We start from the raw sequence: 24,261 nt of genomic DNA on the forward strand, positions 1-24,261 counted from the left end.
ATGAGCGGTCGGGGCAGGCTGGCGCTGGCCGCCTTCGCGGCGACGCTGATGGCGTCCTGTTCGATGCTGCCGCTGGTGGACCCGGTGAGCTGGATCGTGCAGGGGGCGTTCCTGCTGGCCGTGCAGTGCGGGGTGGGGGTGCTGGGCCGCCGGGTGCCGTTGCCCCGGCTGCTGACGGCCGCGGCCCAGGCGCTGGTCATGGTGGTGCTGCTGACCGTGGCGTTCGCCCGGGAGCAGGCGGTGGCGGGCGTGCTGCCCGGACCGCAGGCCGTGCGGCACCTCGTGGACCTGCTGACGGCCGGCGGGGACGACGTCGGGCAGTACGCGATCCCGGCGCCGGCGACGCCGGGCATCCGGCTGATGCTGGTGGGCGGTGTCCTGCTGGTCGGGCTGCTGGTGGACACGCTGGCGGTGACGTTCCGCAGCGCCGCGCCGGCCGGGCTGCCCCTGCTGGCGCTGTATTCGGTGGCCGCCGGGCTGGCGGAGGGCAGTGCGGGCTGGCTGTGGTTCCTCCTGGCCGCCTCCGGCTATCTGCTGCTCCTGCTGGCCGAGGGGCGTGACCGGCTCTCCCAGTGGGGGCGGGTCTTCGCGGGGGCCGCGCGGCCCCGGGGTGCTTCGTCCGCCGGGCTCGACACCACGGGCGGCGGACAGGCGCTGGCCCCGGTGCGCACGGGGCGCCGGATCGGGGCGGTGGCCCTGGGGGTCGCGCTGGTGGTGCCCGCGGCGCTGCCCGGGCTCGACGGCGGGCTGCTGGGCGGTGCGGGCGGCGGGGGCGGCAAGGGGCGCGGGGGCGGCACGATCTCCGCGGTGAACCCGCTGGTCTCGCTCCAGGACAATCTCAACCAGCCGGAGAACCGGCAGGTGATGACGTACCGCACCAGCGCGAGCAGTCCGGGCGACTTCTATCTGCGCATCCTGGCCCTGGACCAGTTCAACGGGAACGAGTGGCGCGCCTCGACGCGCCGGCTCCAGGACGTGCCGAAGCAACTGCCGGCCCCGCCGGGTCTCTCCTCGTCCGTCGCGGTCACGGAGATCAGGTCGACCGTCTCGGCGTCGGCCTCCTACAAGCAGACGTATCTGCCGCTGCCCTACCCGGCGTCCGAGGTGCGGGTCGGCGGCCGGTGGCGCTTCGAGCCGGAGGGCCGCACCCTCGTCGGTGACGACGGGGAGACGACCGGCGGCGCGCAGTACACGGTGACGAGCCTCGACGTGCAGCCGACGTCCGACCAGCTCGCCCGCGCGGGCGCGGTGCCGCCGGAGCTGATGCGCGAGTACACGCAGGTGCCCGACTCACTGCCGACGGTGGTCGCGCGGACGGCGGACGAGATCACGAAGGGGGCCGCCAACTCCTATGAGCGGGCGGTGAAGCTCCAGGACTACTTCTCCACCGGCGGCGGGTTCACCTACGACACCTCGGTCGACTCCGGTACGGGCAGCGCGGCGATCGCCCGCTTCCTGAAGGACAAGCGGGGCTTCTGCGTCCACTTCTCGTTCACGATGGCGGCGATGGCCCGCACGCTGGGCATCCCGGCCAGGGTCGCGGTGGGCTTCACACCGGGCAGCGCGCAGCCGGACGGTTCGTACTCGGTCGGTCTGCGCGACGCGCACGCCTGGCCGGAGCTGTACTTCGAGGGGATCGGCTGGACGCGCTTCGAGCCGACGCCGACGCGGGGCTCCGTCCCGTCGTACACGCTGCCCGACGCGCCGACCGGTGACACGGCGGACCCGGCCCGGCCGGAGGCGGACGCGTCGGCGCCGGTCGCGGCCACGCCGTCCGCGTCGGAGAGCTGCCCGGCGCAGATGCGCAGGCAGGGCGAGTGCGGGCAGTCGGCGGCGCCCGGCGTGGCCGCGCCGACGGACCCGGGGACGCCGACGGGCACGGTGCTGGGCGTGGCCGCCGCGGTGGTGCTCGTCCTGGTGCTGCCCCTGTTGCCGATGTTCTGGCGGCTGCGGGCGCGGGCCCGCCGCCTGGGTTCCTCGGGTGGCCGTGCCCCCGCCGACGCGACCGCGCGGACCCTGGCGGTGTGGCGGGAGGTCACCGACACTGCGTGGGACCACGGCATTCCCCCGGACGAGGCGCTGACTCCGCGCCGCACCGCCGAGCGGCTGGTGCTGCTGGGCCGGCTGGACACGGAGGCGGCGGACGCGGTGCACCGGGTCGCGGGGGCGGTGGAGCAGGCGCTCTACGCCCGCGAGCCGCGCCCGGCGTCGGGCCTCGCCGAGGACGCGCGGGCGGTACGAGCCGGTCTGGGCCTGTCGGCCGGCCGCCCGGCCCGCCTCCGCGCGCTCCTGGCCCCCCGCTCGTCCGTACGGGTGGCCTGGGCCTTGTCGAAGCGCCGGACGGCCCTGACCGCCCGCTTCCGCCTGCCACCCCGCCCCACGTGGACCCGCCGCCCGACCCGCCAGGAGAACTGAGGGGGGCCGCCTGCGGCCCGGGTGTGCGGGACGCCGTGGCCCGGGTGGGACGGCCCGCCGGGGCCCGGGGGGCCGTCCGCGGCCCGGATGGGGGCCCGCTGGGGCCAGGGGCCGCCCGTGGCGCGCGGGTGGGAGAGCCCGCCGGGGCCAGGGGCCGCCCGCGGCGCCCGGGTAGGAACGCCCGCCGGGGCCAGGGGCCACCCGCGGCGCCCGGGTAGGAACGCCCGCCGGGGCCAGGGGCCACCCGCGGCGCCCGGGTAGGAACGCCCGCCGGGGCCAGGGGGCCGGGCGCGGCCCGGACGGGAGAGCCCGCCGGGGCCAGGGGCCGGGCGGATGCGCCCTCGGCCGGGGCCGCCGCAGCCAGCCGGGCCGGGGCGCTCGGGCCAAGGGCGGGAGCCCGCCCGGGAAGCCCCCCCGGGGGCCCGCCCGGGGAGCCCCGCCCAGGGGCGCGCGTCTGGGGCACTCGGGCCCAAGGGAGCCCGCCCGGGAAGAGCACATCCGGCCGAGGACCCCGCGGCCGGTCGGTCCGGGGCACCTTCCCCGCCCGCAGCCGCGGTGCGGGCGCCGGGACTGCGGCCGCCAGGCCGCCCCGCACGGATGCCGGCCGCCCAAGGCCCACGCGTGAAGGGGCGGCCGCGTGGTCGCGGCCGCCCCTTCAGCTGAAGCGTTGTGTGGTTACTGGCCCTGCTCGTCGCGGCGACGCTGCCACCGCTGTTCGATCCGGTTCATCACGGACCGGCGTTGGCGGGACTGCCTCCCACCCGCGCCACCGGTGCGCACCGACTGCTGTTCGCCCGGCTTGGGCGCCTTGCGCCATCCCGTGACCGCGAGCACCGCGCAGCCCAGCATGACGAGGAAGCCCACCACGCTGATCCAGATCTGCTGGGCGACCATTCCGGCCATGAGGAGCGCGATACCCACCAGAAAGCCAGCGACCGCCTGGTAGACCCGTCGCCGGGTGTACGTACGCAGCCCACTTCCCTCGAGCGCTGTCGCGAACTTGGGATCTTCGGCGTACAGCGCTCGCTCCATTTGCTCGAGCATTCGCTGCTCGTGCTCCGAGAGCGGCACGGAGTCCTCCTCGTCGTCGGCCGCGGGGGGCGGCCGGTATGCGGCCCTTCCAGGATAGGCGGGGAGTCGCCCCCGTGAAACCCGCCCTCATTGCCAAACAGCCAGTCCGGGCCGCCACGACGGCTCAGCTGCTGAGTTGATTCCCCAACCTCCGATCCGTCATGCCGGATGGTGTCCCCCGATCATACGGGGCCGGAGCGCCGAACGGGGCGGTCGGTGCGTACTCCGTCTGCCGCTGCGTCGCTGATCAGCCGCGCTCCCGACGGTAACCCCCGGGGGGTTCAGCCCCGCTTGGTGCCCAGGACGTGCAGCTGGGTGGCCACGGAGTGGAACGCGGGCAGTTCGGCGGCGGCGGCCTCCAGGCGGAGCAGGGCGTCCATCGCGCCCGGCTCGGTGTCCACCAGGACCCCGGGGACGAGGTCGGCGAAGACCCGTACCCCGTGCACGGCGCTCACCTCGACGTCGGCGGCGGTGACCAGCTCGGCCAGCTGCTCGGCCGTGTACCGCCGGGGCATCGGGTCCCCGTCGCCCCACCGTCCCTCCGGGTCGCCCAGCGCGTGCCGCGCCTCGTTGAAGTGTCCGGCCAGCGCGCGGGCCAGGACGGCGCCGCCGAGCCCGGCGGCGAGCAGGCTCAGCGCCCCGGCCGGACGGAGGGCCTCCACCGCGTGCCGTACGCCCTCGGCGGGGTCGTCCACGTACTCCAGGACGCCGTGGCAGAGCACCGCGTCGTAGCCCTCGCGCTCGACCACGTCGAACAGGCCGAGGATGTCGCCCTGCACGCCGTGCACCCGGTCGGCGACCCCGGCCTCGGCGGCGCGGCGCTCCAGCGCGAAGAGCGCGTTGGGGCTGGGGTCGACCACGGTGACCCGGTGGCCGAGACGGGCGGCGGGCACCGCGAAGTTGCCGGTGCCGCCGCCGGTGTCCAGTACGTCCAGGGCGTCCCGGCCGGTCGCCTTGACCCGGCGGTCGAGGGCGTCCTTCAGGACCTCCCAGACCACGGCGGTACGGAGGGAGGCACGGGGGCGCAGCGGGTCCGACACGGCAGTTGACTCCTCGGCACGGGCCGCCCGGGGGCGGAGCGTGAACAGCGCAGGTAACAGGTACCGCCCACCCTATGGCCTGGCGCCGCCCACGCGGTCACCCCGCGTCGGGCCGCTCCTCGCGCGGCTGCGGCAGCACCGGCTGGAGGACGAGCAGCCGTTCCACGAGGCGGAGGAACATCGCGGCGTCGCGCAGCAGGTCGTCGGCCTGCCGCCGGCTGGCCGCGCCGGGTATGCCCGCCTCGGCGCGGGCCCGCCGGGCGGCGCCGGAGGCGAAGAGGGCGCTCCACTCGGCGAGCTCGGGGGCCAGCTCCGGAAGGATCTCCCAGGCGCTGCGGATCGGCTCCCTGCGCCGCCGCGCGGGCTCGGGGCGGGCCCGCGCGGCGAGGACGGCGGCCGCGGTGCGCAGGGCGGCGAGGTGTGCGGTGGCGTACCGCTCGTTGGGCACGGAGAGGACAGCTGCCTCGTCCAGGCCCGCGCGGGCCTGGGTGAGGAGATCGAGGGCGGCGGGCGGTGCGGTGGTGCGCCGTACGACGGGGTGGACATCGCGGGCCGGGCCGGTCGGTGAGGGAGCAGGGCCGTCTGCGCGGCGTCGCGGGGCGGCGGCTGCGGACGAGTGGGCCATGACAGAACCTCCTGTCTCGGTGACGGCTCTGTGGCCGTCTGTATCCATCGTGACGGCCCCCACTGACAATCCACCCCGGCACGCCCCTGACCTGGTCTTTTGCTTCGATCGCAAGTTCGGGCTACTTTTTGGACTGACCAGTCAGTTCAAATAATCGTTTCGACACAAGGGGTGGGTGCGTGGAGATGCCGCACGGGGCGGCCGTCACCGCCGGGAACCTGGGGCTCGAAGGGCCGCGCGGCTGGGCCTTCCGGGGCGTGGACCTCCACGCGGAGCCCGGCGCCCTGATCGCCGTCGAGGGCCCGTCCGGCTCGGGCCGCACCTGTCTGCTGCTCGCCCTCACCGGCCGCATGCGCCCCACCGAGGGCGAGGCCGCGACGGCCGGTCTCGCCCTGCCGCGCCGGGCCGCCGCCGTCCGCCGCGTCGCGGCCCTGGGTCCGGTGCCCGGTGTCAGCGAGCTGGACCCGGCGTTCACGGTCGCCGAGCACCTGCGCGAGCGGGCCCTGCTCCTGCGCCGCTACGACGGCTCCCCGCGCGCCCTGCTGCACCGCCCCCGGAAGCGGGCCGCCGCCGCCCGGGCCCGGATCGACGCCGCTCTGGACGCCGCCGGACTCGACCCCGCCACGCTGCCCAAGGCCGAGCGCACCGCCGCACGGGATCTGGAGCGGACCGAGGCGCTGCGGCTGTCCGTGGCCCTCGCGCTGATGGGCCGGCCCCGGCTGCTCGCGGTGGACGACACCGACCTGAAGCTGTCCGACGCCGAGCGGGCCGAGGTGTGGGGGCTGCTGCGCTCCGTGGCCGCCGCCGGTACCACGGTCCTGGCCGTCTGCAGCGAGGCCCCGGACGACGCCGTCACCGTCCGCACGGGCGCCGCCCCGCGGACCACCGAAGCCACCACGCACGAGGAGGAACCGGCCGATGCGTTCGCCGAGACTGGCCGCGCTTGAGCTGAGGCGCTTCGGAAGGGGGCGGCTGCCGCGCGCCGCCCTCGCCGCGCTCCTGCTGCTCCCCCTGCTCTACGGCGCGCTGTACCTGTGGTCCTTCTGGGACCCGTACGGGCGCCTGGACCGCATCCCGGTCGCCCTGGTCAACGACGACAAGGGCGCCACCGCCGACGGCAAGCGCCTCGCGGCCGGGGACCGGATCGCCGGCAAGCTCCTGGAGTCCAAGACCTTCGACTGGCACGAAGTGAGCGCCGAGGAGGCCGACCGGGGTCTCGAGAACGGCACGTACTACCTCTCGCTGCGCATGCCCGCGGACTTCAGCGCGCGCATCGCGTCCAGCGCCGGTGACTCCCCCGAGACCGGCGCGCTCCAGGTGCGTACCAACGACGCGAACAACTACATCGTCGGGCAGATATCCCGGACGGTGTTCTCCGAGGTCCGCACGGCCGCCTCCGCCAACGCCTCGCGCGGGTTCCTCGACCGGATCTTCATCAGCTTCTCCGACCTGCACGACCGAACGGCGAAGGCCGCCGAGGGCGCGGCCGACCTCAAGGACGGGGCGGGCATGGCGAAGAAGGGCTCGAAGGACCTCGCGGACGGACTGAAGGACGCGAAGAAGGGCAGCAGCAAGCTGTCCGGCGGGATCGTGAAGCTCGACAAGGGCGCGGGCGACCTGGAGACCGGCTCGCGCCAGGTCGCCGACGGCACCCAGCTCCTCGCCGACAAGGTCAACGGGGTCGCCGCCGACGTGCGCCCGTTCCTGAAGGACAACGGGAAGGCCATCGGCGACACCGCCCGGCTGGTCGCCGACGCGTCGAAGACCGTACGGGACAACCTGGACCTGCTCGTGAAGGCGGCGCCCACCGCCGCCACCGCCGCGCACACCGCCGCCACCGACCTCGCCGACGTCCAGCGCACCCGCTGCGAGGAGCAGCCGGTCCCCGACCCCACCGTCTGCCCGCCGCTGAAGCGGGCCGTGACGGCGGCGGCCGACGTCGCCGCCGTGGCCGACGACGTGAACGCCCTGGTCAAGAACCAGAACGGGGACCTGAAGAAGCTGCGCACCCAGCTGACCACGCTGGAGCGGCAGGCGAACGGACTCGCCGCGCGCTCCCCGCACCTGGACGAGGACCTGGAAGCCGCGGTCAAGAAGATCAACGCGCTGAACACCGGCGCGCACAAGGTCGCCACCGGCGCGGACCGGCTGCACACAGGACTGGGCACGGCGAAGACCGGCTCGTCCGACCTGGACACGGGCGTCGGCAGGCTCAAGAAGGGCGCCAACAGCCTGGACAAGGGGCTGGTGCGCCTCAAGGACGGCTCCGCCACGCTCGCCCGGGGCCTCGGCGACGGCGTCGACAAGATCCCCGACTACGGGAAGAAGGACCGCGACGCCCGTACGGAGGTCATGGCCGACCCCGTACGCCTGGCCTCGCAGTCGCTGCACTCCGCCCCGAACTACGGCACGGGCTTCGCGCCCTACTTCATCCCGCTCTCCCTCTGGGTCGGCGCGATGGTGGCGTACATGCTGATCCAGCCGCTCAGCAGGCGGGCCCTGGCCGCCGGGGCACCGGCCTGGCGGATCGCCCTCGCGGGCTGGCTGCCGGTGGCCGGGGTCGGGCTGCTCCAGACGGCCGCGCTGATGTCCGTCCTGCACTGGGGCCCCGGCCTGGACATGGCGCACACCGCCGGGACGCTCGGCTTCCTGGCGCTGGTCACCTGCTGCTTCGTGGCGATCGTGCAGTGGCTGAACGCCTGCTTCGGCGCGGCCGGGCGCATCCTCGTCCTCGCGCTGCTGATGCTCCAGCTGACCTCGGCCGGCGGCACCTACCCCGTACAGACCAGTCCCGGCTTCTTCAACGCCATCCACCCGTACCTGCCGATGAGCTACATCGTGGAGGGGCTGCGCCGGCTCATCACGGGCGGCGGGCTCGGCCCGGTCTGGCAGGGCTGCGCGGTGCTCGCCGCCTTCACCGCCGGGGCGCTCGCGCTGACCGCCCTGTCGGCCCGCCGCAAGCAGATGTGGACACTGGAGCGGCTGCATCCCGAGCTGAGTCTGTGACCGTGCCGGGACCTGTGAGAATCAGGGCCATGGAAAGCAGTAGCAGCACGCGCCGCCAGGCCACCCGGCAGAGGCTCTACGAAGCGGCCGTCACCCTCATCGCCGAGAAGGGCTTCTCGGCGACCACGGTGGACGAGATCGCCGACCGGGCCGGGGTCGCCAAGGGCACCGTCTACTACAACTTCAAGAGCAAGACCGAGCTCTTCGAGGAGCTGCTGCGCCACGGCGTCGGGCTGCTCACCTCCTCGCTGCGCGCGGCGGCCGAGGAGACCGGCGCCCGCGGCGGCAGCCGGGTCGAGGCGCTGGACGCCATGATCCGGGCCGGTCTGGTCTTCATCGACCGCTACCCGGCCTTCACCCAGCTGTACGTGGCCGAACTCTGGCGCACCAACCGCGCCTGGCAGTCCACGCTGCTGGTGGTGCGCCGGGAGGCGGTCGCCGTGGTGGAGGGCGTCATCGCGGAGGGCGTGGCGAGCGGGGAACTGAGCGAGGAGATCGACGTGCCGCTGACGGCGGCGGCGCTCGTCGGGATGGTGCTGGTGGCGGCGCTGGACTGGCAGGCGTTCCAGCCGGAGCGCTCGATCGACGACGTGCACTCGGCGCTGTCCCTGCTGCTGCGCGGCCGCGTCAGCGGGCGCTGAGGGCGGCCCGCTCCCGTACGCACGAAGGCGCCGGTCGCGCGCGGCCCGTCCCCCGAGCCCGCCCGACCGGCGCCTTCCGTGCTGCCGGAGGACCGTCCCCCGTGACCCGTGTCCCCCGTGGTCCCGAAGTCCTCCGCCGCGCACCCCCGTTCGGAAGGACGACGCCGCCCCCCTACCGCCGCCCCGTGCCGGCGGTGGCGGGGCGGCGCCCCCTCCGTGGCCACCCACTCTGCCGTTCCGGCAGGTCACGGCCCATCCGTGCGGCTACTCATCCCGCGCCCTGAGTACGGGTACTCAGTGCCGGCTCCACGCGCCCTGCCGGAGGGCAAGGCCCGCTGGCTACGATCGCCTGCGTGTCGGTACTCCCTCTGGTGTTCACAAGCGGCTGGGCGAGCGGGATCAACGCGTACGCGGTGGTCCTCCTGCTCGGCATATTCGGCGCGACCGGTGTCAGCGACGAGGTGCCCGCCTCGCTCCAGCGCACCGACGTGCTCGTCGTCGTCGCGGTCCTCTTCCTCTGCGAGGTGGTCGCCGACAAGGTCCCCTATGTCGACACCGCGTGGGACGCGGTCCACACGGTCGTCAGGCCGGTGGCGGGCGCGGTGGTCGCGGCCCTGCTGGCCGGCGAGAGCGGTTCGCTCCCGGAGATCGCGGCCGGTGCCATCGGGGGCTCGACCGCCCTGGTGAGCCATCTGGTGAAGGCCGGGACCCGGATGGCGGTCAACACCTCCCCCGAGCCCTTCAGCAACATCGCGCTGAGCGCCGCCGAGGACCTGGGCGTCGCGGGCGTCGTCACCTTCGCGATCTTCCATCCGTGGATCGCCGCCACCCTCGCCGGGACGCTCCTCGTCGTGGGCCTCGCGCTCGTGATCTTCCTGGCCTCCCGCATCCGCAGGTTCTGGCGCCGCAGGGCGCAGCGCCGCGAGGAGAAACGCCGGGGGCAGCAGCCCGTCGTCCCGCCTGCCGGAGCTCCCTGGGGCTGACGGACGCGCTGTCGGTGGCGGCCGTTAAGGTCGCCGCATGGCACGAATTGCGGTGATCGGCGCCGGGATGGGCGCGATGGCGGCGGCGGCCCGGCTGGCCGTGGCAGGCCACCGGGTGACGGTGTACGAGCGGTCGCGGACGTACGGCGGCTCGCTCGGCCAGTACGCCGACGAGGGCTTCACGTTCGACACCGGCCCCGGGCTGCTCCACCTCCCCGCGGTCTACCGCGACCTGTTCGTGAAGACCGGCAAGGAGCCGCTGGAGCGGTGCGTCACGCTGGCCCAGGTGGACCCGGCGAGCCGGCACCTCTTCGCGGACGGCACCTCCGTCTCCCTGCCGAACGCCTCGCGCGCCGGCACCGTCGCCGCCCTGGACGCCGCGCTCGGCGGTGGGGCGGGCGCGAAGTGGGGGGCCTTCCTCGACCGGGCCAGGGACGCCTGGGACCGCTCGCGGCGGCCGCTCCTGGAGGAACCCCTGCGTCCCGACTGGCAGGTGCTGGGCCGTGACCCGTATCCGGCCGAGGAGCGCCGGCGGCTGCTGCGCCCGGCGCGGCGGGCCGGGACGGTGGCGGAGATCGGCGCCTGGGAGCTGGCGGACCCGCGGCTCGCGGCCCTCCTCGACGGCTACGCACTCGGATACGGCCTGGACCCCTCGCGCGCCCCGGCGGGCGCGGCCCTCCTGCCGTACATGGAGGAGACGTTCGGCACCTGGTACGTGAGCGGCGGCATGCGGGCCCTGGCCCGGGCGGTGTACGAGCGGTGCCAGGCCCGGAAGGTGGAGTTCGTCTTCGGCGCCGAGGTGGCCCGGGTCGTGGCGAAGGACGGCCGCGCGGCGGGCGTGGAGCTGGCGGACGGGACGGTCGCGGAGGCGGCCCAGGTGGTGCTCGGAGCCCGGCCGTGGCCCGGCCTGGTGCCGGGTCAGGAGCTGTGGGCCGAGGGGGATGTGACGGCCCGTGCCGACGGGGCGGCGGCGAGCGGCCGGTTCGTGGTGATGCTGTCGCTGCGCGGCGGGCGGCCCGACGACGCCGTGCACCGGACCGTGGTGCACCCGGCGGACGGGGCGGCCGAGCGCGAGGCGGTCTTCGGCGGCCGGACCGCCGCGCACCCGACGGTGACCGTGCTGCGCCCCGACGATCCGTCGACCCGGCCCGACGCGGAGCACGAGGCGGTGACGCTGGTGGCGACGGTCGCGCCGCACGGCCCGGTGGACTGGACGGACGAGGCGCTGCGGGCCCGGTTCGCGGAGACGGTGACCGGGGTGGCGGAGGCCGCGGTGCCGGGGCTGCGGGAGCGGGTGCTGCGGACGCGGGTGCGGACGCCCGCCGAGACCGCCGCGGACACGGGCGCCGAGGGCGGTGCCGTGCCGCCGCCGGCGCTCGGCGGTGCCGGGGGCGCGTTCCTGCACGCCGCCAACCGGACCCGGCTGCCGGGCCTGTTGCTGGCCGGCGGCTGGTCGCATCCGGGCGGCGGACTCGCGCACGCGGGCATGTCCGGGGCGCTGGTCGCGGGGACCGTGGTGGAGGGGGACGGCTTCCGCGGCTCGCAGTGAGCCGGGGGCGCCTCAGTAGCGGTACTGCTCGTTGTAGCCGGTGTCGTAGCCGTTCGGGTACGGGGCCGGCTGGGCGGCGGGCTGCTGGGGGTACTGCTCGCCCTCGCGCTGCTGCGGCACCCAGACGCCGCCCGGCGGGGTCTCCGACCCGTAGGTGTCGCCCTGCGCGTACGAATCGGTGTACTGCCGGCCGTCGTCGTTCCCGTAGCCGTCGTACGTGCCGTACTGCGGGGTGCTCGCCGTGGTGCCGATGTACGGGTCGGAGTAGGCGGCGTAGCTCTGCTGACCGGTGCCGTAGTCGTACTGCCCGGCCCCGGCGTAGGTGTCCTGGTCCTGGGGCTGCTGGACCGGATAGCCGTACGCGTCGTACGCCTCGTGGCTCTGCGCGGCCTGGGGCTCCTGGGCCGGACGGGGCGGCACGGGGTCGGTGTAGACGCCGTACTGGCCGGTGTCCTCGGGCATCGGTTCGGTCGCGTAGACGGCGGCGGGGGCAGGGGCGGACGGCGGGGCGTCCGGGGCGCCGCCCTCGTACTCCACTTCGAGGTCCGAGACCTCCAGGGTGGGCCTGCGCTCGGCCGCGCCGCGCCTGCGGCGGCTCTCGCCGGGCTTGCCCCCGATCGCCCAGCCGGTGGAGAAGCCCTTGCGGAACGAGAGCGTGACGTAGGTCTGGCCGGTGGCGAAGGCGACCGCGCCGAGGGCGATGACGGGCACGGACGGCATCAGGACGCCGACCACCACACCGAGGAAGCCGGTGAAGGCGAGGAGCCGCCAGCGCAGCCGCGCCTTGTACTGCAGCAGCACCTCGCCGAGCAGCCACAGCGCGACGACACCGAACGCGATGTAGAGGACCGTCCAGCCCATGCCCGCCCCCTTCTACGGCCGCCGCCCCGGATGGTGGCGGGTACGGCCGGTCACGACTGCTTGTGCAGTCCGAGATTCTCGTAGATCTCGAGCGTCGCAGTCGAGTTGTTCAGCGTGATGAAGTGCAGTCCGGGCACGCCCTCGGAGAGCAGCTTCGCGCAGAACCGCGTTGCGAAGTCGATGCCAATGGAGCGTACAGCGGCGGGGTCGTCCTTGGCTGCGAGGATGGCGTCTTTCAGCTCGTCGGGCATGGTCGCGTTGCTGAGCTGGGGGAATCGCTCCAATTGCCGGACGCTGGTGACCGGCATGACCTCGGGGATGATCGGAGTCCCGCAACCCGCCGCGACCACCCGGTCACGCATCCGGAGATACGCCTCCGGGTCGAAGAACATCTGCGTGATCGCGTAGTCGGCGCCCGCGCGGCACTTGTCCACGAAATGGCGGATGTCGGTGTCCCAGTCGTCGGAGCGCGGGTGCCGCTCGGGGAACGCCGCCACGCCCACGCAGAAGTCGCCGGCCTCCTTGATCAGCCGGACCAGGTCCGCCGCGTACTTCACGCCCTGCGGGTGCTCGACCCAGGGGCCCATCGGGTCGCCCGGCGGGTCGCCGCGCACGGCGAGGATGTTCCGGATGCCGGCGTCCGCGTACTGGCCGACCATGTTGCGGAGTTCGGCGACCGAGTGGTCGACCGCCGTGAGGTGCGCGACCGGGGTGAGCGTGGACTCGGCGGCGATGTCCTGGGTGGCCTTCACCGTGCCGGCGCGGGTGGAGCCCCCGGCTCCGTACGTCACCGAGACGAAGCTCGGGGCGACGGCCTCGACCCGGCGCAGCGCGTTCCACAGGTTGCGCTCGCCCTTCTCGGTCTTGGGCGCCCAGAACTCGAACGAGTACGAGGTCTCGCCGGTCGCGAGCATCTCACGCACGGTGCGTGCGTGATCTGTCCTGGTGGAAGGTGTGCCAAGGGCCATACGGGCAGGTTAACCAGGGCGGGGCGGGCCCCCAACCGAACCGGAGTCATTTGCCGGAATTGACCGATTCTTGTCCATCCTTCGGACAGATTCGTCCCAGGCCCCTTCCGGGCCGCCGTTCCGGAACCGGCCGTCCCGCGTCAGGCTCCGGCGCGCTCGCGGACCCGTCGCGCCAGCTCAGCGGCGGCGGCACCCGGGTCGGACGCCTCGGTCAGGGCCCGCACGACGACGATCCGGCGGGCCCCGGCGTCCAGCACCTGGTCGAGGTTGTCCGCGTCGATGCCCCCGATGGCGAACCAGGGGCGGGCGGGGGCGAGCGAGGCGGCGTAGCGGACGAGGTCCAGGCCGGGGGCGTGGCGGCCGGGCTTGGTGGGGGTGGGCCAGCAGGGGCCGGTGCAGAAGTAGTCCACGCCGGGCTCGGCCGCGGCCGCGTCGACCTCGGCCTCGGCGTGCGTGGAGCGGCCGATGACCGGCTCGGCGCCGATGATCGCGCGGGCCGCCGGCACCGGCAGGTCGCCCTGGCCCAGGTGCAGCACGTCCGAGCCGATGGCGTGGGCCACGTCGGCCCGGTCGTTGACGGCGAGGAGCTTGCCGTGCCGCTCGCAGGCGTCGGCGAAGACCGCGAGGTGGTCCAGCTCCTCGCCGGCCTCCATGCCCTTGTCGCGGAGCTGGACGATGTCCACGCCGCCGGCGAGGACCGCGTCGAGGAAGTCGGGCAGGTCGCCCTGGCGCCTGCGCGCGTCCGTGCACAGGTAGAGCCGGGCGTCGGACAGCTGCGCGCGAGGTCTGGACATGGTGCGGTTTCCCCCCGGGGAAGACGGTGACGGCGGATCGGTGGTGCGGGCGCGGGGAAGCGGGCCGCCCGCTCGCGCGGTGCGGCCCGCTTCCCGGTCGGTCAGACGGCGAGCGCCTGGGCGCGGCGCTTCACCTCCGTGCCGCGATTCTCACTCAGTGCCTGCGCGGGCGTGCCCGGCAGGGTCGGGTCGGGGGTGAAGAGCCATTCGAGCATCTCCTCGTCGGAGAAGCCGTCGTCCTTCAGGAGCGTCAGGGTCCCGGAGAGGCCCTTGACCACCTTCGTGCCGTCGATGAAGGCGGCGGGCACCTGAAGCGCCCGGTTCTCCCCACGGCGTACGGCGATGAGCTGGCCCTCCTTGACCAGCTGCCGCACACGCGTCACCTCGACATCGAGCATTTCCGCGATGTCGGGCAGGTGGAGCCAGGCAGGGACGAGAGCATCGATCTTTGCGTCAATCTCGGTCACGGGACAAGCCTGCCATCCCGGACTGACAGCCGAAACCCGGACTCGGCCCTTCAGGTCCCGGGCCTCTACGGCAGAACCGCCGACTTCAGCGGTACGGAGGGCTCCCCGGCCCGCCGCGCGTCGAGCCGGGTCCCCGCCTCGATGAGCCGGCGCCCCTGGGCCAGGTCGCGCGGGCGGCCCACCGCGAGGACCGCGACCAGGACGCCGTCGCGCAGCCAGCACACCGACCAGGCGGGCTCGGCCGGGTCGCCGCGCCACAGCAGGGTGTCCGCCTCCGCGTGGTGCCCGGCGTACTGCACGAACCGGCCGAACTGCTCGGACCAGAAGTAGGGCACGGGGTCGTACGGCGGGATGCCCGCGCCCTCCGCCGCGATGTGGGCGGCCGCGGTCCTCGGCCCCTGGAGGGCGTTGTCCCAGTGGTGGACGACCAGGCGGGTGCCGTAGCGGGCCGAGGGGAAGGAGGCGCAGTCGCCGACCGCGTACACATCGGGGAGCGAGGTGCGCAGCGCTGCGTCGGCGGTCACCGAGCCCTCGGGCCCGAGCGCGATGCCGGAGCCGGCGAGCCAGCCGGTGGCGGGGCGGGCACCGATGCCGACGACGACCGCGCCTGCCGGGAGGGTGCGCCCGTCGGTGAGGACCACGGTGCCGGGCTCGACGCGGGCGACCCGGGCACCGGTGAGGAGCCGGGCGCCGCTCTCCTCGTACCAGGCGGCCATCGGGGCGGCGACCTCGGCGGGCAGGGCACCGGCCAGGGGGCGGTCGGCGGCCTCCACGACGGTGACCTCGCAGCCGGCGGCGCGGGCCGCGGTGGCGAACTCGGCACCGATCCAGCCCGCGCCGACGACCACGACGGGGTGCCCGGCCTCCAGGACGGGCCGCAGCCGGGCCGCGTCGTCGAGGGTGCGCAGCAGATGGACGCCGGGGACCCCGGCGGAGCCGGGCAGGGCGATGGGTTCGGCGCCGGTGGCGAGGACCAGGACGTCGTACGGGACCGGGCCGTCGGAGGTGTCCAGTTCGTGGTCGCCGGCGCGGACCCCGGTGACCTCGCAGCCCAGGCGCAGGGCGATGTCCAGCCCCTCGAAGTCGATGTCGAAGGCGGACTCCTCGGCCTTGCCGAGCAGCACCGCCTTGGACAGCGGGGGCCGGTCGTAGGGCTGGTGGGGTTCGGCGCCGATCAGCGTGACCGGGCCGGTGAAGCCCTGTTCCCGCAGGGCGACGGCGGTCTGCACGCCCGCCATGCCCGCGCCCGCGACGACGACCCGGCGTTCCGTCCGCTCTGCCCGCTGCTGCTCGCTCACCCGCCCACCTTACGTAGCTGACCGGGCGTCAGGAAAGGGCGGCCCCACCCCGCCCCCGGGGGACGGGGTTTAGGGTGGCCACCGTAAGACACGCGGGAGCCCGGGCGTACCGGGCTGAGAGGGAGGCTGGCGGCCTCCGACCGTACGAACCTGATCCGGGTCATGCCGGCGAAGGGAGGGGCTGGACGCCCATGCGCACCCATCCCACCGAAGGGTCCGACGTCCTCGTCATCGGGGGCGGCGTCATCGGTCTGGTGACCGCCTGGCGGGCCGCGCGGCGCGGCCTGTCCGTCGCGCTCGCCGACCCCGGGCCGGGTGGCGGAGCGGCTCGGGTCGCGGCCGGAATGCTGGCCGCCGTCACCGAACTGCACTACGGCGAGGAGATGCTGCTCGGGCTCAACCTCGCCTCCGCCCGGCGCTATCCGTCCTTCACGGCGGAGCTGGAGGAGGCGAGCGGGCAGGACATCGGCTTCCGCGCCTGCGGCACCCTGGCCGTCGCGCTGGACGCCGACGACCGTGCCCATCTGCGCGAACTCCACGAGCTGCAACGCCGCTCGGGCCTGGAGTCGGAGTGGCTGACCGGGCGCGAGTGCCGCCGCCTGGAACCGATGCTCGCCCCGGGCGTGCGCGGCGGCCTCCGGGTGGACGGCGACCACCAGGTCGACCCGCGCCGCCTCGCCGCCGCGCTGCTCACCGCCTGCGAACGGGCGGGAGTGGTCTTCCACCGCCACCGCGCCGACCGCCTCTGCGTGGTCGCGGACCGGGCCGTGGGCGCCGTGCTCGACGACGGTACGGAGCTGGCCGCCGGCCAGGTCGTGCTCGCCGGGGGCAGCCTCAGCGGACGGCTCGCCGGGGTTCCGGCCCACGTCCTGCCGCCGGTCCGGCCGGTCAAGGGCCAGGTGCTGCGCCTCACCGTGCCCCCGGCGTACGCGCCCTTCCTCTCGCGCACCGTGCGCGCGGTGGTCCGGGGCAGCCACGTCTATCTCGTACCGCGCGAGAACGGCGAGCTGGTCGTCGGCGCCACCACCGAGGAGATGGGCTGGGACACCACCGTCACGGCGGGCGGGGTCTACGAACTGCTGCGCGACGCCCACGAGCTGGTGCCCGGCATCACCGAGCTGCCGCTCACCGAGACCCGTGCCGGTCTCCGCCCCGCGTCCCCGGACAACGCCCCGCTGCTCGGCCGCACCGCGCTGCCCGGCCTCCACCTCGCCACCGGCCACGGCCGGAACGGCGTGCTGCTCACCCCCGCCACCGGGGACGCGATGGCGTCGCTGCTGGCCGACGGCGAGCTGCCCGAGCCGGTCCGCCCCTTCTCCCCCGGCCGGTTCGCCCCGGCCGCCGCACCCCAGGAGCAGCCCGCATGACCGAGCCCACCCCGCTCACCGTGTCCGTGAACGGCACTCCGGCCGTCGTCGCACCGGGCACCACCCTGGACGCCCTCGTCGCGACGCTGACCGACGCGCCGACGGGGGTCGCCGCCGCGCTCAACGAGACCGTGGTGCCGCGCGGCCGGTGGTCCGCCGCCGCGCTCGCCGACGGCGACAGGGTCGAGGTCCTGACCGCGGTCCAGGGAGGCTGACGATGTCCGACGACCTGTTCACCCTCGGCGGCACCGACTTCACGTCCCGGCTGATCATGGGCACGGGCGGAGCGCCCAGCCTGGACGTGCTGGAGCGGTCGCTGATCGCGTCCGGCACCGAGCTGACCACCGTGGCGATGCGCCGCCTCGACCCGACCGTGCAGGGCTCCGTCCTCTCCGTACTGCGGAAGCTGTCCATCCGGGTGCTGCCGAACACCGCCGGCTGCTACACCGCCGGGGAGGCCGTGCTCACCGCCCGGCTGGCCCGGGAGGCGCTGGGCACGGACTGGGTGAAGCTGGAGGTGGTGGCCGACGAACGGACGCTGCTGCCCGATCCGGTCGAGCTGCTGGACGCCGCCGAGACCCTGGTGGACGACGGGTTCACGGTGCTGCCGTACACCAACGACGACCCGGTCCTGGCCCGGAAGCTGGAGGACGTGGGGTGCGCGGCGGTCATGCCGCTCGGCTCCCCCATCGGCTCGGGTCTGGGCATCCGCAACCCGCACAACTTCCAGCTGATCACCGAGCGGGCCGGGGTGCCGGTGATCCTGGACGCCGGTGCCGGGACGGCGTCGGACGCGGCGCTCGCGATGGAGCTGGGGTGCTCGGCGGTGATGCTCGCCTCCGCGGTGACCCGGGCCCAGGAGCCGGAGCTGATGGCCGCCGCGATGCGGCACGCGGTGGAGGGCGGGCGGCTCGCGCACCGGGCCGGGCGCATCCCGCGCCGCCACTTCGCGGAGGCGTCGTCGCCGACGGCCGGGCGCGCGGCGCTCGACCCGGAGCGGCCGGCGTTCTGAGCGCGATGGGCCGCCCCGGTCCGGACCAACGTGCCGGAATCCACAGTTCCGGGCCCCGGAGCCCGTGGGAAGCCGGGATTCCGGGCTCGGGCGACGCGTCCCTGTCACGGCTCGGCTTCAGTCCTGCCCCGGGTTCGCTCCACGGCGGCGGGCCTGTCCGCGGCGGCTCGTAGACTCGCATGGTGGATACGACCCTCCAGGACCCCCTCGTCGGGCAGCTGCTCGACGGCCGCTACCGCGTCGATGCCCGCATCGCCGTGGGCGGCATGGCCACGGTCTACCGGGCCATGGACATGCGGCTCGACCGGGTGCTCGCCCTCAAGGTGATGCACCCGGCGCTGGCGACCGACGCCTCGTTCGTGGAGCGCTTCATCCGCGAGGCCAAGTCGGTGGCGCACCTCGCCCACCCCAACGTGGTCGGGGTCTTCGACCAGGGCGCCCAGGGGCAGTACGTCTACCTGGCCATGGAGTACGTCGCCGGGTGCACGCTGCGCGATGTGCTGAGCGAGCGCGGCGCGCTACGGCCCCGGGCCGCGCTGGACATCCTGGAATCGGTGCTCGCCGCCCTCGGCGCGGCGCACCGGGCGGGCTTCGTGCACCGCGACATGAAGCCGGAGAACGTGCTGATCGGGGACGACGGCCGGGTCAAGGTCGCCGACTTCGGCCTGGTCCGGGCCGTGGACACGGTCACGAACACCACCGGGACGATCCTCGGCACCGTCTCGTACCTGGCCCCGGAGCAGATCGAGCACGGCACGGCGGACACCCGCGCCGACGTGTACGCCTGCGGGGTCGTGCTGTACGAGATGCTGACCGGCGACAAGCCGCGTGACGGGGAGTCGCCCGCCCAGGTCATCTACCAGCATCTGCACGAAGACGTGCCGCCCCCGTCGGCGGTCGTCCCGGGCCTCGCGCCCGAGCTGGACGCGCTGGTGGCGAGCGCCACCGCCCGGGACCCGGAGGCCCGCCCGTTCGACGCGGTGGCGCTGCTCGCCGGGGCCCGCCGGGCGCGCGCCGCCCTCACGGACGCGCAGCTCGACGCCGTACCGCCGCAGGCCCTGCCGGAGCCCGGCCCGGGCGGCGGGGCGGAGGGGGCCGACGCGCGGACGACGGTGATCCCCCGGGTGCTGCCGAAGGATCTGGGCACCGCCCACCACACCAGCCGGCTGGAGATGCCCCCGCCCGGGCAGCAGCCGTTGCCGCCGCGCCGGCGCGGACCGCTCGGCGGCCCCCGGCGCGGGCTGATCGCGGCGGTCCTGGCGGTGCTCGTCGTCCTGGGCGTCGGCGGCGGCGTCTGGTACATCAACTCCGGGCAGTTCACGAAGGTCCCCTCGCTGCTGGGCCAGACCGAGCAGGCGGCCAGGAAGCGGCTCTCCGACGCGGGCCTGGAGCTGAAGAACGTCGAGCGGGCCTTCAGCGACACCGTCGACCGGGGCAAGGTGATCAGCAGCGATCCCAAGTCGGGCGCGCGGATCAGGGGCAACGGCTCGGTCTCGCTCGTCGTCTCGCGCGGCCCCGAGATCGTCCAGGTCCCCGATGTCGCGGGCGACCGGCTCGCCGACGCCAGGCAGCGGCTGAAGAAGGCGGGCCTGCTCCCGGGCATGGTCACCAAGGAGTTCAGCGAGGACGTGGCGGCCGGCGAGGTGGTGCGGACGGAGCCGAAGGCGGGCACGGACCGCCACCCGGACTCGGCGGTCGCGATCGTCGTCTCCAAGGGCAGCCCCGTCAACGTCCCGGACGTCACCGGCCTCTCCGTGGAGGACGCCACCGACACGCTGGCCGACGAGGGGCTGAAGGCGAAGGTCAAGCCCGGCCGGGTGCACTCACCCGAGGACGAGGGCGACGTCGCCGTCCAGTCACCCGAGGAGGGCGCCGAAGCGGCCGAGGGCGACACCATCACGCTGACGGTCTCCTCCGGTCCGCGCATGGTCGAGGTGCCGGACGTGGTCGGGAAGAACGTGGACGACGCCCAGGACGAACTGGAGGCCGCCGGCTTCGAGGTCGAGGTCGACCGCGGGTTCCTCTCCTTCAGCGACAAGGTCTCCAGCCAGTCCGTGGACGGCGGCGACCGGGCCCCCGAGGGCGACACCATCACCATCAAGACCAAGGGACTGTAGAGATCCGTACGCGCAACCCCGTCGGCGGCCACGTCCCCGTGGCCGGCGGCCTCGCCAAGGTCGGCCTCCCCTACGCCCGCGAGATGGGCGCCGAGGCGGTCCAGGTCTTCGTCGCCAACCCGCGCGGCTGGGCCACCCCGGTCGGGAACCCCGCCCAGGACGCCCTGTTCCGCGAGCAGTGCGCCGCCGAGTCGGTACCGGCCTACGTGCACGCCCCGTATCTGATCAACTTCGGCTCGCACACGCCGGCGACGGTGGAGCGGTCCGTGGAGTCGCTGCGCCACTCGCTGCGACGGGCCCGCGAGATCGGGGCGCTGGGCGTCGTGGTGCACACGGGGTCGGCGACCGGCGGGCGGCCCCGCGAGGAGGCGCTGGCGCAGGTGCGGACGCACATGCGGCCGCTGCTGGACGAGCTGACGCGCGACGACGACCCGTTCCTGCTGCTGGAGTCCACCGCCGGGCAGGGCTCCTCGCTCTGCTCGCGGACCTGGGACTTCGGTCCGTACTTCGAGGCTCTGGACGCCCACCCGAAGCTGGGGGTCTGCCTGGACACCTGCCACATCTTCGCGGCGGGACACGACCTGGCCGGTCCCGGCGGGATGAAGGAAACGCTGGACCTGCTGGTGGAGACGGTCGGCGAGGGCCGGCTGAAGCTCATCCACGCCAATGACTCCAAGGACGTCTCCGGCGCCCACAAGGACCGGCACGAGAACATCGGCTCGGGCCACATCGGCGAGGAGCCGTTCCGCGAGCTGTTCGCGCACCCGGCGACCGAGGGCGTGCCGCTGGTCATCGAGACGCCGGGCGGCAAGGAGGGCCACGCGGCGGACGTGGCCCGGCTCCAGGCGCTGCGCGACGAGGGCTGAGCCGAGGGCGCCCGGTTCAGAGTTCGGGGCCGTCCCCGGGCTCCTCCTGGTAGGAGTAGCGCTGTTCCTTCCAGGGGTCGCCGATGTTGTGGTAGCCGCGCTCCTCCCAGAAGCCGCGGCGGTCGGCCGTCATGTACTCGATGCCCCGGACCCACTTGGGGCCCTTCCAGGCGTACAGATGGGGGACGACGAGCCGGAGCGGGAAGCCGTGTTCGGCGGTGAGGAGTTCGCCGCCCTTGTGGGTCGCGAACAGGGTCCGGTCGGAGAGGAAGTCGTCCAGCCGGAGGTTGGAGCTGAAGCCGTATTCGGCCCAGACCATGACGTGGGTGACCTGAGGGGCGGGCGGCGCGAGGGCGACCACGTCGCGGGCGAGCACACCGCCCCACTCGGCGCCCAGCATGCTGAATTTCGTGACGCAGTGGAGATCGGCGACGACCGAGGAGAACGGCAGTGCCGAGAATTCCTCGTGGTTCCAGCAGTGCTTCTCGGCGTCGGCGGTCGCACCGAAGACACGGAATTCCCAGCGCTCCGGTTTGAACTTGGGGACGGGCCCGTAATGGGTCACCGGCCACCCGCGCTGCAGCCGCTGGCCCGGCGGAAGCTCGGACTGCTCTGACGCGCGGTGTTCCCGGCTTTCCGGCTGACCCATGTCTCCATGGTGACAGACCGGCCGGGGTGGTCGTGACCAGGGCGGAGGCGATTCGGGCAACTCATACTAAGCATGTACTTACTGGACGGTCCCCGGGTCCGGTGCGAGGATGCCGCCAATGTGCCCGGTCCACCGTTGGAAGGAGCCTCTGCGATGCAGGGCGACCCCGAGGTCATCGAGTTCCTGAATGAACAGCTGACCGCCGAATTGACGGCCATCAACCAGTACTTCCTGCACGCGAAGATGCAGGACAACTTCGGCTGGACGAAGCTGGCGAAATACACGCGCGCCGAGTCCTTCGACGAGATGAAGCACGCGGAGATCCTGACCGACCGCATTCTCTTCCTCGACGGCCTGCCGAACTACCAGCGACTGTTCCACGTACGGGTCGGCCAGACGGTCACCGAGATGTTCCAGGCCGACCGGCAGATCGAGGTCGAGGCGATCGACCGCCTCAAGCGCGGGATCGAGCTGATGCGCAACAAGGGCGACATCACCTCGGCGAACATCTTCGAGTCGATCCTCGCGGACGAGGAGCACCACATCGACTATCTCGACACCCAGCTCGATCTGGTCGAGAAGCTGGGCGAGCCGCTGTACATCGCGCAGCTCATCGAGCAGCCGGAGAGCTGACCGCGCTCAGGCGGCCTCGGGGAGCCCGTCCGCCGGGGCGGTGGCGGGGGCCTTCCGCTCCAGGAGCTCGCGGCGCGGACAGGCGCCCCGGCCGAGCATCGCCTGGATGGTGCGGACGCAGCCGCCGCAGTCCGTGCCGGCCTTGGAAGCGGAGGCGATCTGGCGGGGCGTGCAGGCCCCGGCCGCCGCATGCTCCTTCACCTGCTGCTCCGTAACGCCGAAGCACGAGCAGACGTACATGCGGTTCACCTCCCGGGCGGGGACGGGTCTGGGGCGCCGCTCCGGGTGCCCGGTGAGGCTAACCTAACCTTACCCGCCCCTCGGTGGGCGGCAAAAGCCCGGAACGCCCTGTGGGGCACGGATCACATCGATCCGTGCCCCACAGTCGTACGGTGCTGCCCGCCGCGGCTTACTGGTCGCGGTACATCTCGGCGACGAGGAAGGCCAGGTCGAGCGACTGGCTGCGGTTGAGCCGGGGGTCGCAGGCCGTCTCGTAGCGCTGGTGGAGGTCGTCCACGAAGATCTCGTGACCGCCGCCGACGCACTCGGTGACGTCGTCGCCGGTCAGCTCGACGTGGATGCCGCCGGGGTGCGTGCCGAGGCCCTTGTGCACCTCGAAGAAGCCCTTGACCTCGTCCAGGACGTCGTCGAAGCGGCGCGTCTTGTGGCCGGAGGCCGCCTCGAAGGTGTTGCCGTGCATCGGGTCGGTCACCCAGGCGACGGTGGCGCCGGAGGCGGTGACCTTCTCGACCAGCTCGGGCAGCTTGTCGCGGACCTTGTCGGCGCCCATCCGGACGATGAAGGTCAGCCGGCCGGGCTCGCGCTCGGGGTCGAGGCGCTCGATGTAGCCCAGGGCCTCGTCCACGGTGGTCGTCGGGCCGAGCTTGATCCCGATCGGGTTGCGGACCTTGGAGGCGAACTCGATGTGCGCCCCGTCCATCTGGCGGGTGCGCTCACCGATCCACACCATGTGGCCCGAGGTGTCGTACAGGTGGCCGGTGCGCGAGTCGGTGCGGGTCAGCGCCGTCTCGTAGTCCAGCAGCAGGGCCTCGTGCGAGGCGTAGAACTCGACGGCCTTGAACTCGGCGGGGTCGGTGCCGCACGCCTTCATGAAGTTCAGCGCGTTGTCGATCTCGCGGGCCAGGGCCTCGTAGCGCTGGCCGGACGGGGACGACTTCACGAAGTCCTGGTTCCACGCGTGCACCTGGCGCAGGTCGGCGTAACCGCCGGTGGTGAAGGCGCGCACGAGGTTCAGCGTGGAGGCGGACGCGTGGTACATCCGCTTCAGGCGCTCGGGGTCGGGGACGCGGTCGGCCTCGGTGAAGGCGAAGCCGTTGACGGAGTCGCCCCGGTAGGTCGGCAGGGTCACGCCGTCGCGGGTCTCGGTCGGCTTGGAGCGCGGCTTGGAGTACTGTCCGGCGATCCGGCCGACCTTGACGACGGGCACGGAGGCCGCGTAGGTGAGGACGGCGCTCATCTGGAGCAGCGTCTTCAGCTTGGCTCGGATGTGCTCGGCCGACACGGCGTCGAATGCCTCGGCGCAGTCTCCGCCCTGCAACAGGAACGCCTCGCCCTTGGCGACGGCTCCCATACGGTCACGCAGCTGGTCGCACTCGCCGGCGAAGACGAGCGGCGGATACGACGCGAGGTCCGCGAGTACATCGCGCAGGGCCTCGGAGTCGGGGTACTCGGGCTGCTGCGCCGCGGGAAGGTCTCGCCAGGTGTTGCCACCGGCGACGGAGGTATTGGCGTTCACGGTCACGGCGTCCACACTACGGGGTTGCGCCCGCTCCTTTTCCCGGTTTCCCAGCCACTGAGACGGACGTCTCGGCACGGTCGGTGCGAGGGCTGTCCGGACCGCCTGCTAGCCTCGCGTCTTTCAGCGTTGAACAACGTTGG

The 24,261-nt window shown here is 73.8% G+C and carries 23 protein-coding genes and 1 riboswitch; of the genes, 12 read left to right on the top strand and 11 right to left on the bottom strand.

The genetic code is table 11. The features are described from left to right. On the top strand, positions 1 to 2,415 hold the full coding sequence (locus tag AB0L33_RS25660) for a DUF3488 and transglutaminase-like domain-containing protein (protein ID WP_365685163.1): 2,415 nt from the start codon (positions 1 to 3) through the stop codon (positions 2,413 to 2,415). A gap of 675 nt (positions 2,416 to 3,090) precedes the next feature. Here the strand turns inward: AB0L33_RS25660 and AB0L33_RS25665 are convergent. The 3 genes from AB0L33_RS25665 to AB0L33_RS25675 all read right to left on the bottom strand — a co-directional run bounded on the left by AB0L33_RS25665 (position 3,091) and on the right by AB0L33_RS25675 (position 5,151). Continuing rightward, positions 3,091 to 3,486 (bottom strand): DUF3040 domain-containing protein, encoded by a 396-nt coding sequence (locus AB0L33_RS25665; RefSeq protein ID WP_365685164.1) that lies wholly within the window; start codon positions 3,484 to 3,486, stop codon positions 3,091 to 3,093. 281 nt (positions 3,487 to 3,767) lie between these two features. Next, complete coding sequence (locus AB0L33_RS25670; protein ID WP_365685166.1) at positions 3,768 to 4,526, bottom strand: methyltransferase; 759 nt, start codon at positions 4,524 to 4,526, stop codon at positions 3,768 to 3,770. A gap of 97 nt (positions 4,527 to 4,623) precedes the next feature. After that, positions 4,624 to 5,151, bottom strand: coding sequence for an SAV_6107 family HEPN domain-containing protein (locus AB0L33_RS25675; protein ID WP_365685168.1), 528 nt, complete (start codon positions 5,149 to 5,151; stop codon positions 4,624 to 4,626). A 179-nt stretch (positions 5,152 to 5,330) separates the two neighbouring features. Between AB0L33_RS25675 and AB0L33_RS25680 the strand changes: the two genes are divergently transcribed. The 5 genes from AB0L33_RS25680 (at position 5,331) to AB0L33_RS25700 (ending at position 11,330) form a co-directional block, all read left to right on the top strand. Continuing rightward, positions 5,331 to 6,098, top strand: coding sequence for an ATP-binding cassette domain-containing protein (locus AB0L33_RS25680; RefSeq protein WP_365685169.1), 768 nt, complete (start codon positions 5,331 to 5,333; stop codon positions 6,096 to 6,098). Beyond that, positions 6,070 to 8,157 (top strand): YhgE/Pip domain-containing protein, encoded by a 2,088-nt coding sequence (locus AB0L33_RS25685; protein WP_365685171.1) that lies wholly within the window; start codon positions 6,070 to 6,072, stop codon positions 8,155 to 8,157. Before AB0L33_RS25680 ends, AB0L33_RS25685 begins: the two co-directional genes overlap by 29 nt. 29 nt (positions 8,158 to 8,186) lie before the next feature. Beyond that, positions 8,187 to 8,798, top strand: coding sequence for a TetR/AcrR family transcriptional regulator (locus AB0L33_RS25690; RefSeq protein WP_365685173.1), 612 nt, complete (start codon positions 8,187 to 8,189; stop codon positions 8,796 to 8,798). Between the two features lie 353 nt (positions 8,799 to 9,151). After that, positions 9,152 to 9,781: a DUF4126 domain-containing protein gene (locus AB0L33_RS25695; RefSeq protein WP_365685175.1), complete on the top strand. Its 630-nt coding sequence runs from the start codon at positions 9,152 to 9,154 to the stop codon at positions 9,779 to 9,781. Between the two features lie 37 nt (positions 9,782 to 9,818). Continuing rightward, positions 9,819 to 11,330, top strand: a complete 1,512-nt coding sequence (locus AB0L33_RS25700; RefSeq protein ID WP_365685176.1) for an NAD(P)/FAD-dependent oxidoreductase — start codon at positions 9,819 to 9,821, stop codon at positions 11,328 to 11,330. A 12-nt stretch (positions 11,331 to 11,342) separates the two neighbouring features. Here AB0L33_RS25700 and AB0L33_RS25705 read toward each other — a convergent pair whose 3' ends face one another. The 5 genes from AB0L33_RS25705 to AB0L33_RS25725 all read right to left on the bottom strand — a co-directional run bounded on the left by AB0L33_RS25705 (position 11,343) and on the right by AB0L33_RS25725 (position 15,718). Beyond that, positions 11,343 to 12,191 carry a hypothetical protein gene (locus tag AB0L33_RS25705; protein ID WP_365685178.1) on the bottom strand — a complete coding sequence of 283 codons (849 nt, stop codon included), beginning with the start codon at positions 12,189 to 12,191 and terminating at the stop codon, positions 11,343 to 11,345. Between the two features lie 50 nt (positions 12,192 to 12,241). Next, positions 12,242 to 13,159 (bottom strand): methylenetetrahydrofolate reductase [NAD(P)H], encoded by a 918-nt coding sequence (gene metF, locus AB0L33_RS25710; RefSeq protein ID WP_365685180.1) that lies wholly within the window; start codon positions 13,157 to 13,159, stop codon positions 12,242 to 12,244. Positions 13,160 to 13,299: 140 nt separating this feature from the next. Next, the gene (gene thiE, locus AB0L33_RS25715) at positions 13,300 to 13,953 is read right to left on the bottom strand and encodes a thiamine phosphate synthase (protein ID WP_365685181.1); all 654 of its coding nucleotides are present in this window, start codon (positions 13,951 to 13,953) and stop codon (positions 13,300 to 13,302) included. A gap of 101 nt (positions 13,954 to 14,054) precedes the next feature. Then, positions 14,055 to 14,420 carry an Rv2175c family DNA-binding protein gene (locus AB0L33_RS25720; protein ID WP_365685183.1) on the bottom strand — a complete coding sequence of 122 codons (366 nt, stop codon included), beginning with the start codon at positions 14,418 to 14,420 and terminating at the stop codon, positions 14,055 to 14,057. 65 nt (positions 14,421 to 14,485) lie between these two features. Continuing rightward, entirely contained in the window at positions 14,486 to 15,718 is a 1,233-nt protein-coding gene (locus AB0L33_RS25725) for an FAD-dependent oxidoreductase (protein ID WP_365685184.1), read from the bottom strand. A gap of 82 nt (positions 15,719 to 15,800) precedes the next feature. Further along, positions 15,801 to 15,912: riboswitch (TPP riboswitch) on the top strand. Here AB0L33_RS25725 and thiO point away from each other — a divergent pair. The 5 genes from thiO to AB0L33_RS25750 all read left to right on the top strand — a co-directional run bounded on the left by thiO (position 15,910) and on the right by AB0L33_RS25750 (position 21,080). After that, positions 15,910 to 17,085, top strand: coding sequence for a glycine oxidase ThiO (gene thiO, locus AB0L33_RS25730; protein ID WP_365685185.1), 1,176 nt, complete (start codon positions 15,910 to 15,912; stop codon positions 17,083 to 17,085). It overlaps the preceding riboswitch by 3 nt. Beyond that, positions 17,082 to 17,300 (top strand): sulfur carrier protein ThiS, encoded by a 219-nt coding sequence (gene thiS / locus AB0L33_RS25735; RefSeq protein ID WP_365685187.1) that lies wholly within the window; start codon positions 17,082 to 17,084, stop codon positions 17,298 to 17,300. Before thiO ends, thiS begins: the two co-directional genes overlap by 4 nt. Before the next feature lie 2 nt (positions 17,301 to 17,302). Next, positions 17,303 to 18,097, top strand: coding sequence for a thiazole synthase (locus AB0L33_RS25740; RefSeq protein ID WP_365685189.1), 795 nt, complete (start codon positions 17,303 to 17,305; stop codon positions 18,095 to 18,097). 182 nt (positions 18,098 to 18,279) lie between these two features. After that, entirely contained in the window at positions 18,280 to 20,214 is a 1,935-nt protein-coding gene (gene pknB / locus AB0L33_RS25745) for a Stk1 family PASTA domain-containing Ser/Thr kinase (protein ID WP_365685191.1), read from the top strand. 2 nt (positions 20,215 to 20,216) lie between these two features. Continuing rightward, on the top strand, positions 20,217 to 21,080 hold the full coding sequence (locus tag AB0L33_RS25750) for a deoxyribonuclease IV (protein ID WP_365685305.1): 864 nt from the start codon (positions 20,217 to 20,219) through the stop codon (positions 21,078 to 21,080). A 16-nt stretch (positions 21,081 to 21,096) separates the two neighbouring features. Here AB0L33_RS25750 and AB0L33_RS25755 read toward each other — a convergent pair whose 3' ends face one another. Next, positions 21,097 to 21,729 carry a sulfite oxidase-like oxidoreductase gene (locus AB0L33_RS25755; protein WP_365685193.1) on the bottom strand — a complete coding sequence of 211 codons (633 nt, stop codon included), beginning with the start codon at positions 21,727 to 21,729 and terminating at the stop codon, positions 21,097 to 21,099. A 153-nt stretch (positions 21,730 to 21,882) separates the two neighbouring features. Between AB0L33_RS25755 and bfr the strand changes: the two genes are divergently transcribed. Further along, positions 21,883 to 22,362 carry a bacterioferritin gene (bfr, locus tag AB0L33_RS25760; protein WP_361032745.1) on the top strand — a complete coding sequence of 160 codons (480 nt, stop codon included), beginning with the start codon at positions 21,883 to 21,885 and terminating at the stop codon, positions 22,360 to 22,362. A gap of 6 nt (positions 22,363 to 22,368) precedes the next feature. Here the strand turns inward: bfr and AB0L33_RS25765 are convergent, their stop codons facing one another. Beyond that, on the bottom strand, positions 22,369 to 22,602 hold the full coding sequence (locus tag AB0L33_RS25765; protein ID WP_365685195.1) for a (2Fe-2S)-binding protein: 234 nt from the start codon (positions 22,600 to 22,602) through the stop codon (positions 22,369 to 22,371). A 169-nt stretch (positions 22,603 to 22,771) separates the two neighbouring features. Further along, entirely contained in the window at positions 22,772 to 24,118 is a 1,347-nt protein-coding gene (locus AB0L33_RS25770; protein WP_365685306.1) for a class II 3-deoxy-7-phosphoheptulonate synthase, read from the bottom strand. Between the last annotated feature and the right edge of the window lie 143 nt (positions 24,119 to 24,261).

This window comes from Streptomyces sp. NPDC052299 (assembly GCF_040679335.1).
Taxonomy (GTDB): Bacteria; Actinomycetota; Actinomycetes; order Streptomycetales; family Streptomycetaceae; genus Streptomyces.

Bases quoted from the DNA above. Each gene is read 5' to 3' on its own strand.
- AB0L33_RS25660 (WP_365685163.1), top strand. From the start codon at position 1: ATGAGCGGTCGGGGCAGGCTGGCGCTGGCCGCCTTCGCGGCGACGCTG.
- AB0L33_RS25675 (WP_365685168.1), bottom strand. From the start codon at position 5,151: ATGGCCCACTCGTCCGCAGCCGCCGCCCCGCGACGCCGCGCAGACGGC.
- AB0L33_RS25685 (WP_365685171.1), top strand. From the start codon at position 6,070: ATGCGTTCGCCGAGACTGGCCGCGCTTGAGCTGAGGCGCTTCGGAAGG.
- AB0L33_RS25690 (WP_365685173.1), top strand. From the start codon at position 8,187: ATGGAAAGCAGTAGCAGCACGCGCCGCCAGGCCACCCGGCAGAGGCTC.
- AB0L33_RS25700 (WP_365685176.1), top strand. From the start codon at position 9,819: ATGGCACGAATTGCGGTGATCGGCGCCGGGATGGGCGCGATGGCGGCG.
- AB0L33_RS25705 (WP_365685178.1), bottom strand. From the start codon at position 12,191: ATGGGCTGGACGGTCCTCTACATCGCGTTCGGTGTCGTCGCGCTGTGG.
- metF (WP_365685180.1), bottom strand. From the start codon at position 13,159: ATGGCCCTTGGCACACCTTCCACCAGGACAGATCACGCACGCACCGTG.
- thiE (WP_365685181.1), bottom strand. From the start codon at position 13,953: ATGTCCAGACCTCGCGCGCAGCTGTCCGACGCCCGGCTCTACCTGTGC.
- thiO (WP_365685185.1), top strand. From the start codon at position 15,910: ATGCGCACCCATCCCACCGAAGGGTCCGACGTCCTCGTCATCGGGGGC.
- thiS (WP_365685187.1), top strand. From the start codon at position 17,082: ATGACCGAGCCCACCCCGCTCACCGTGTCCGTGAACGGCACTCCGGCC.
- AB0L33_RS25740 (WP_365685189.1), top strand. From the start codon at position 17,303: ATGTCCGACGACCTGTTCACCCTCGGCGGCACCGACTTCACGTCCCGG.
- AB0L33_RS25755 (WP_365685193.1), bottom strand. From the start codon at position 21,729: ATGGGTCAGCCGGAAAGCCGGGAACACCGCGCGTCAGAGCAGTCCGAG.
- bfr (WP_361032745.1), top strand. From the start codon at position 21,883: ATGCAGGGCGACCCCGAGGTCATCGAGTTCCTGAATGAACAGCTGACC.
- AB0L33_RS25765 (WP_365685195.1), bottom strand. From the start codon at position 22,602: ATGTACGTCTGCTCGTGCTTCGGCGTTACGGAGCAGCAGGTGAAGGAG.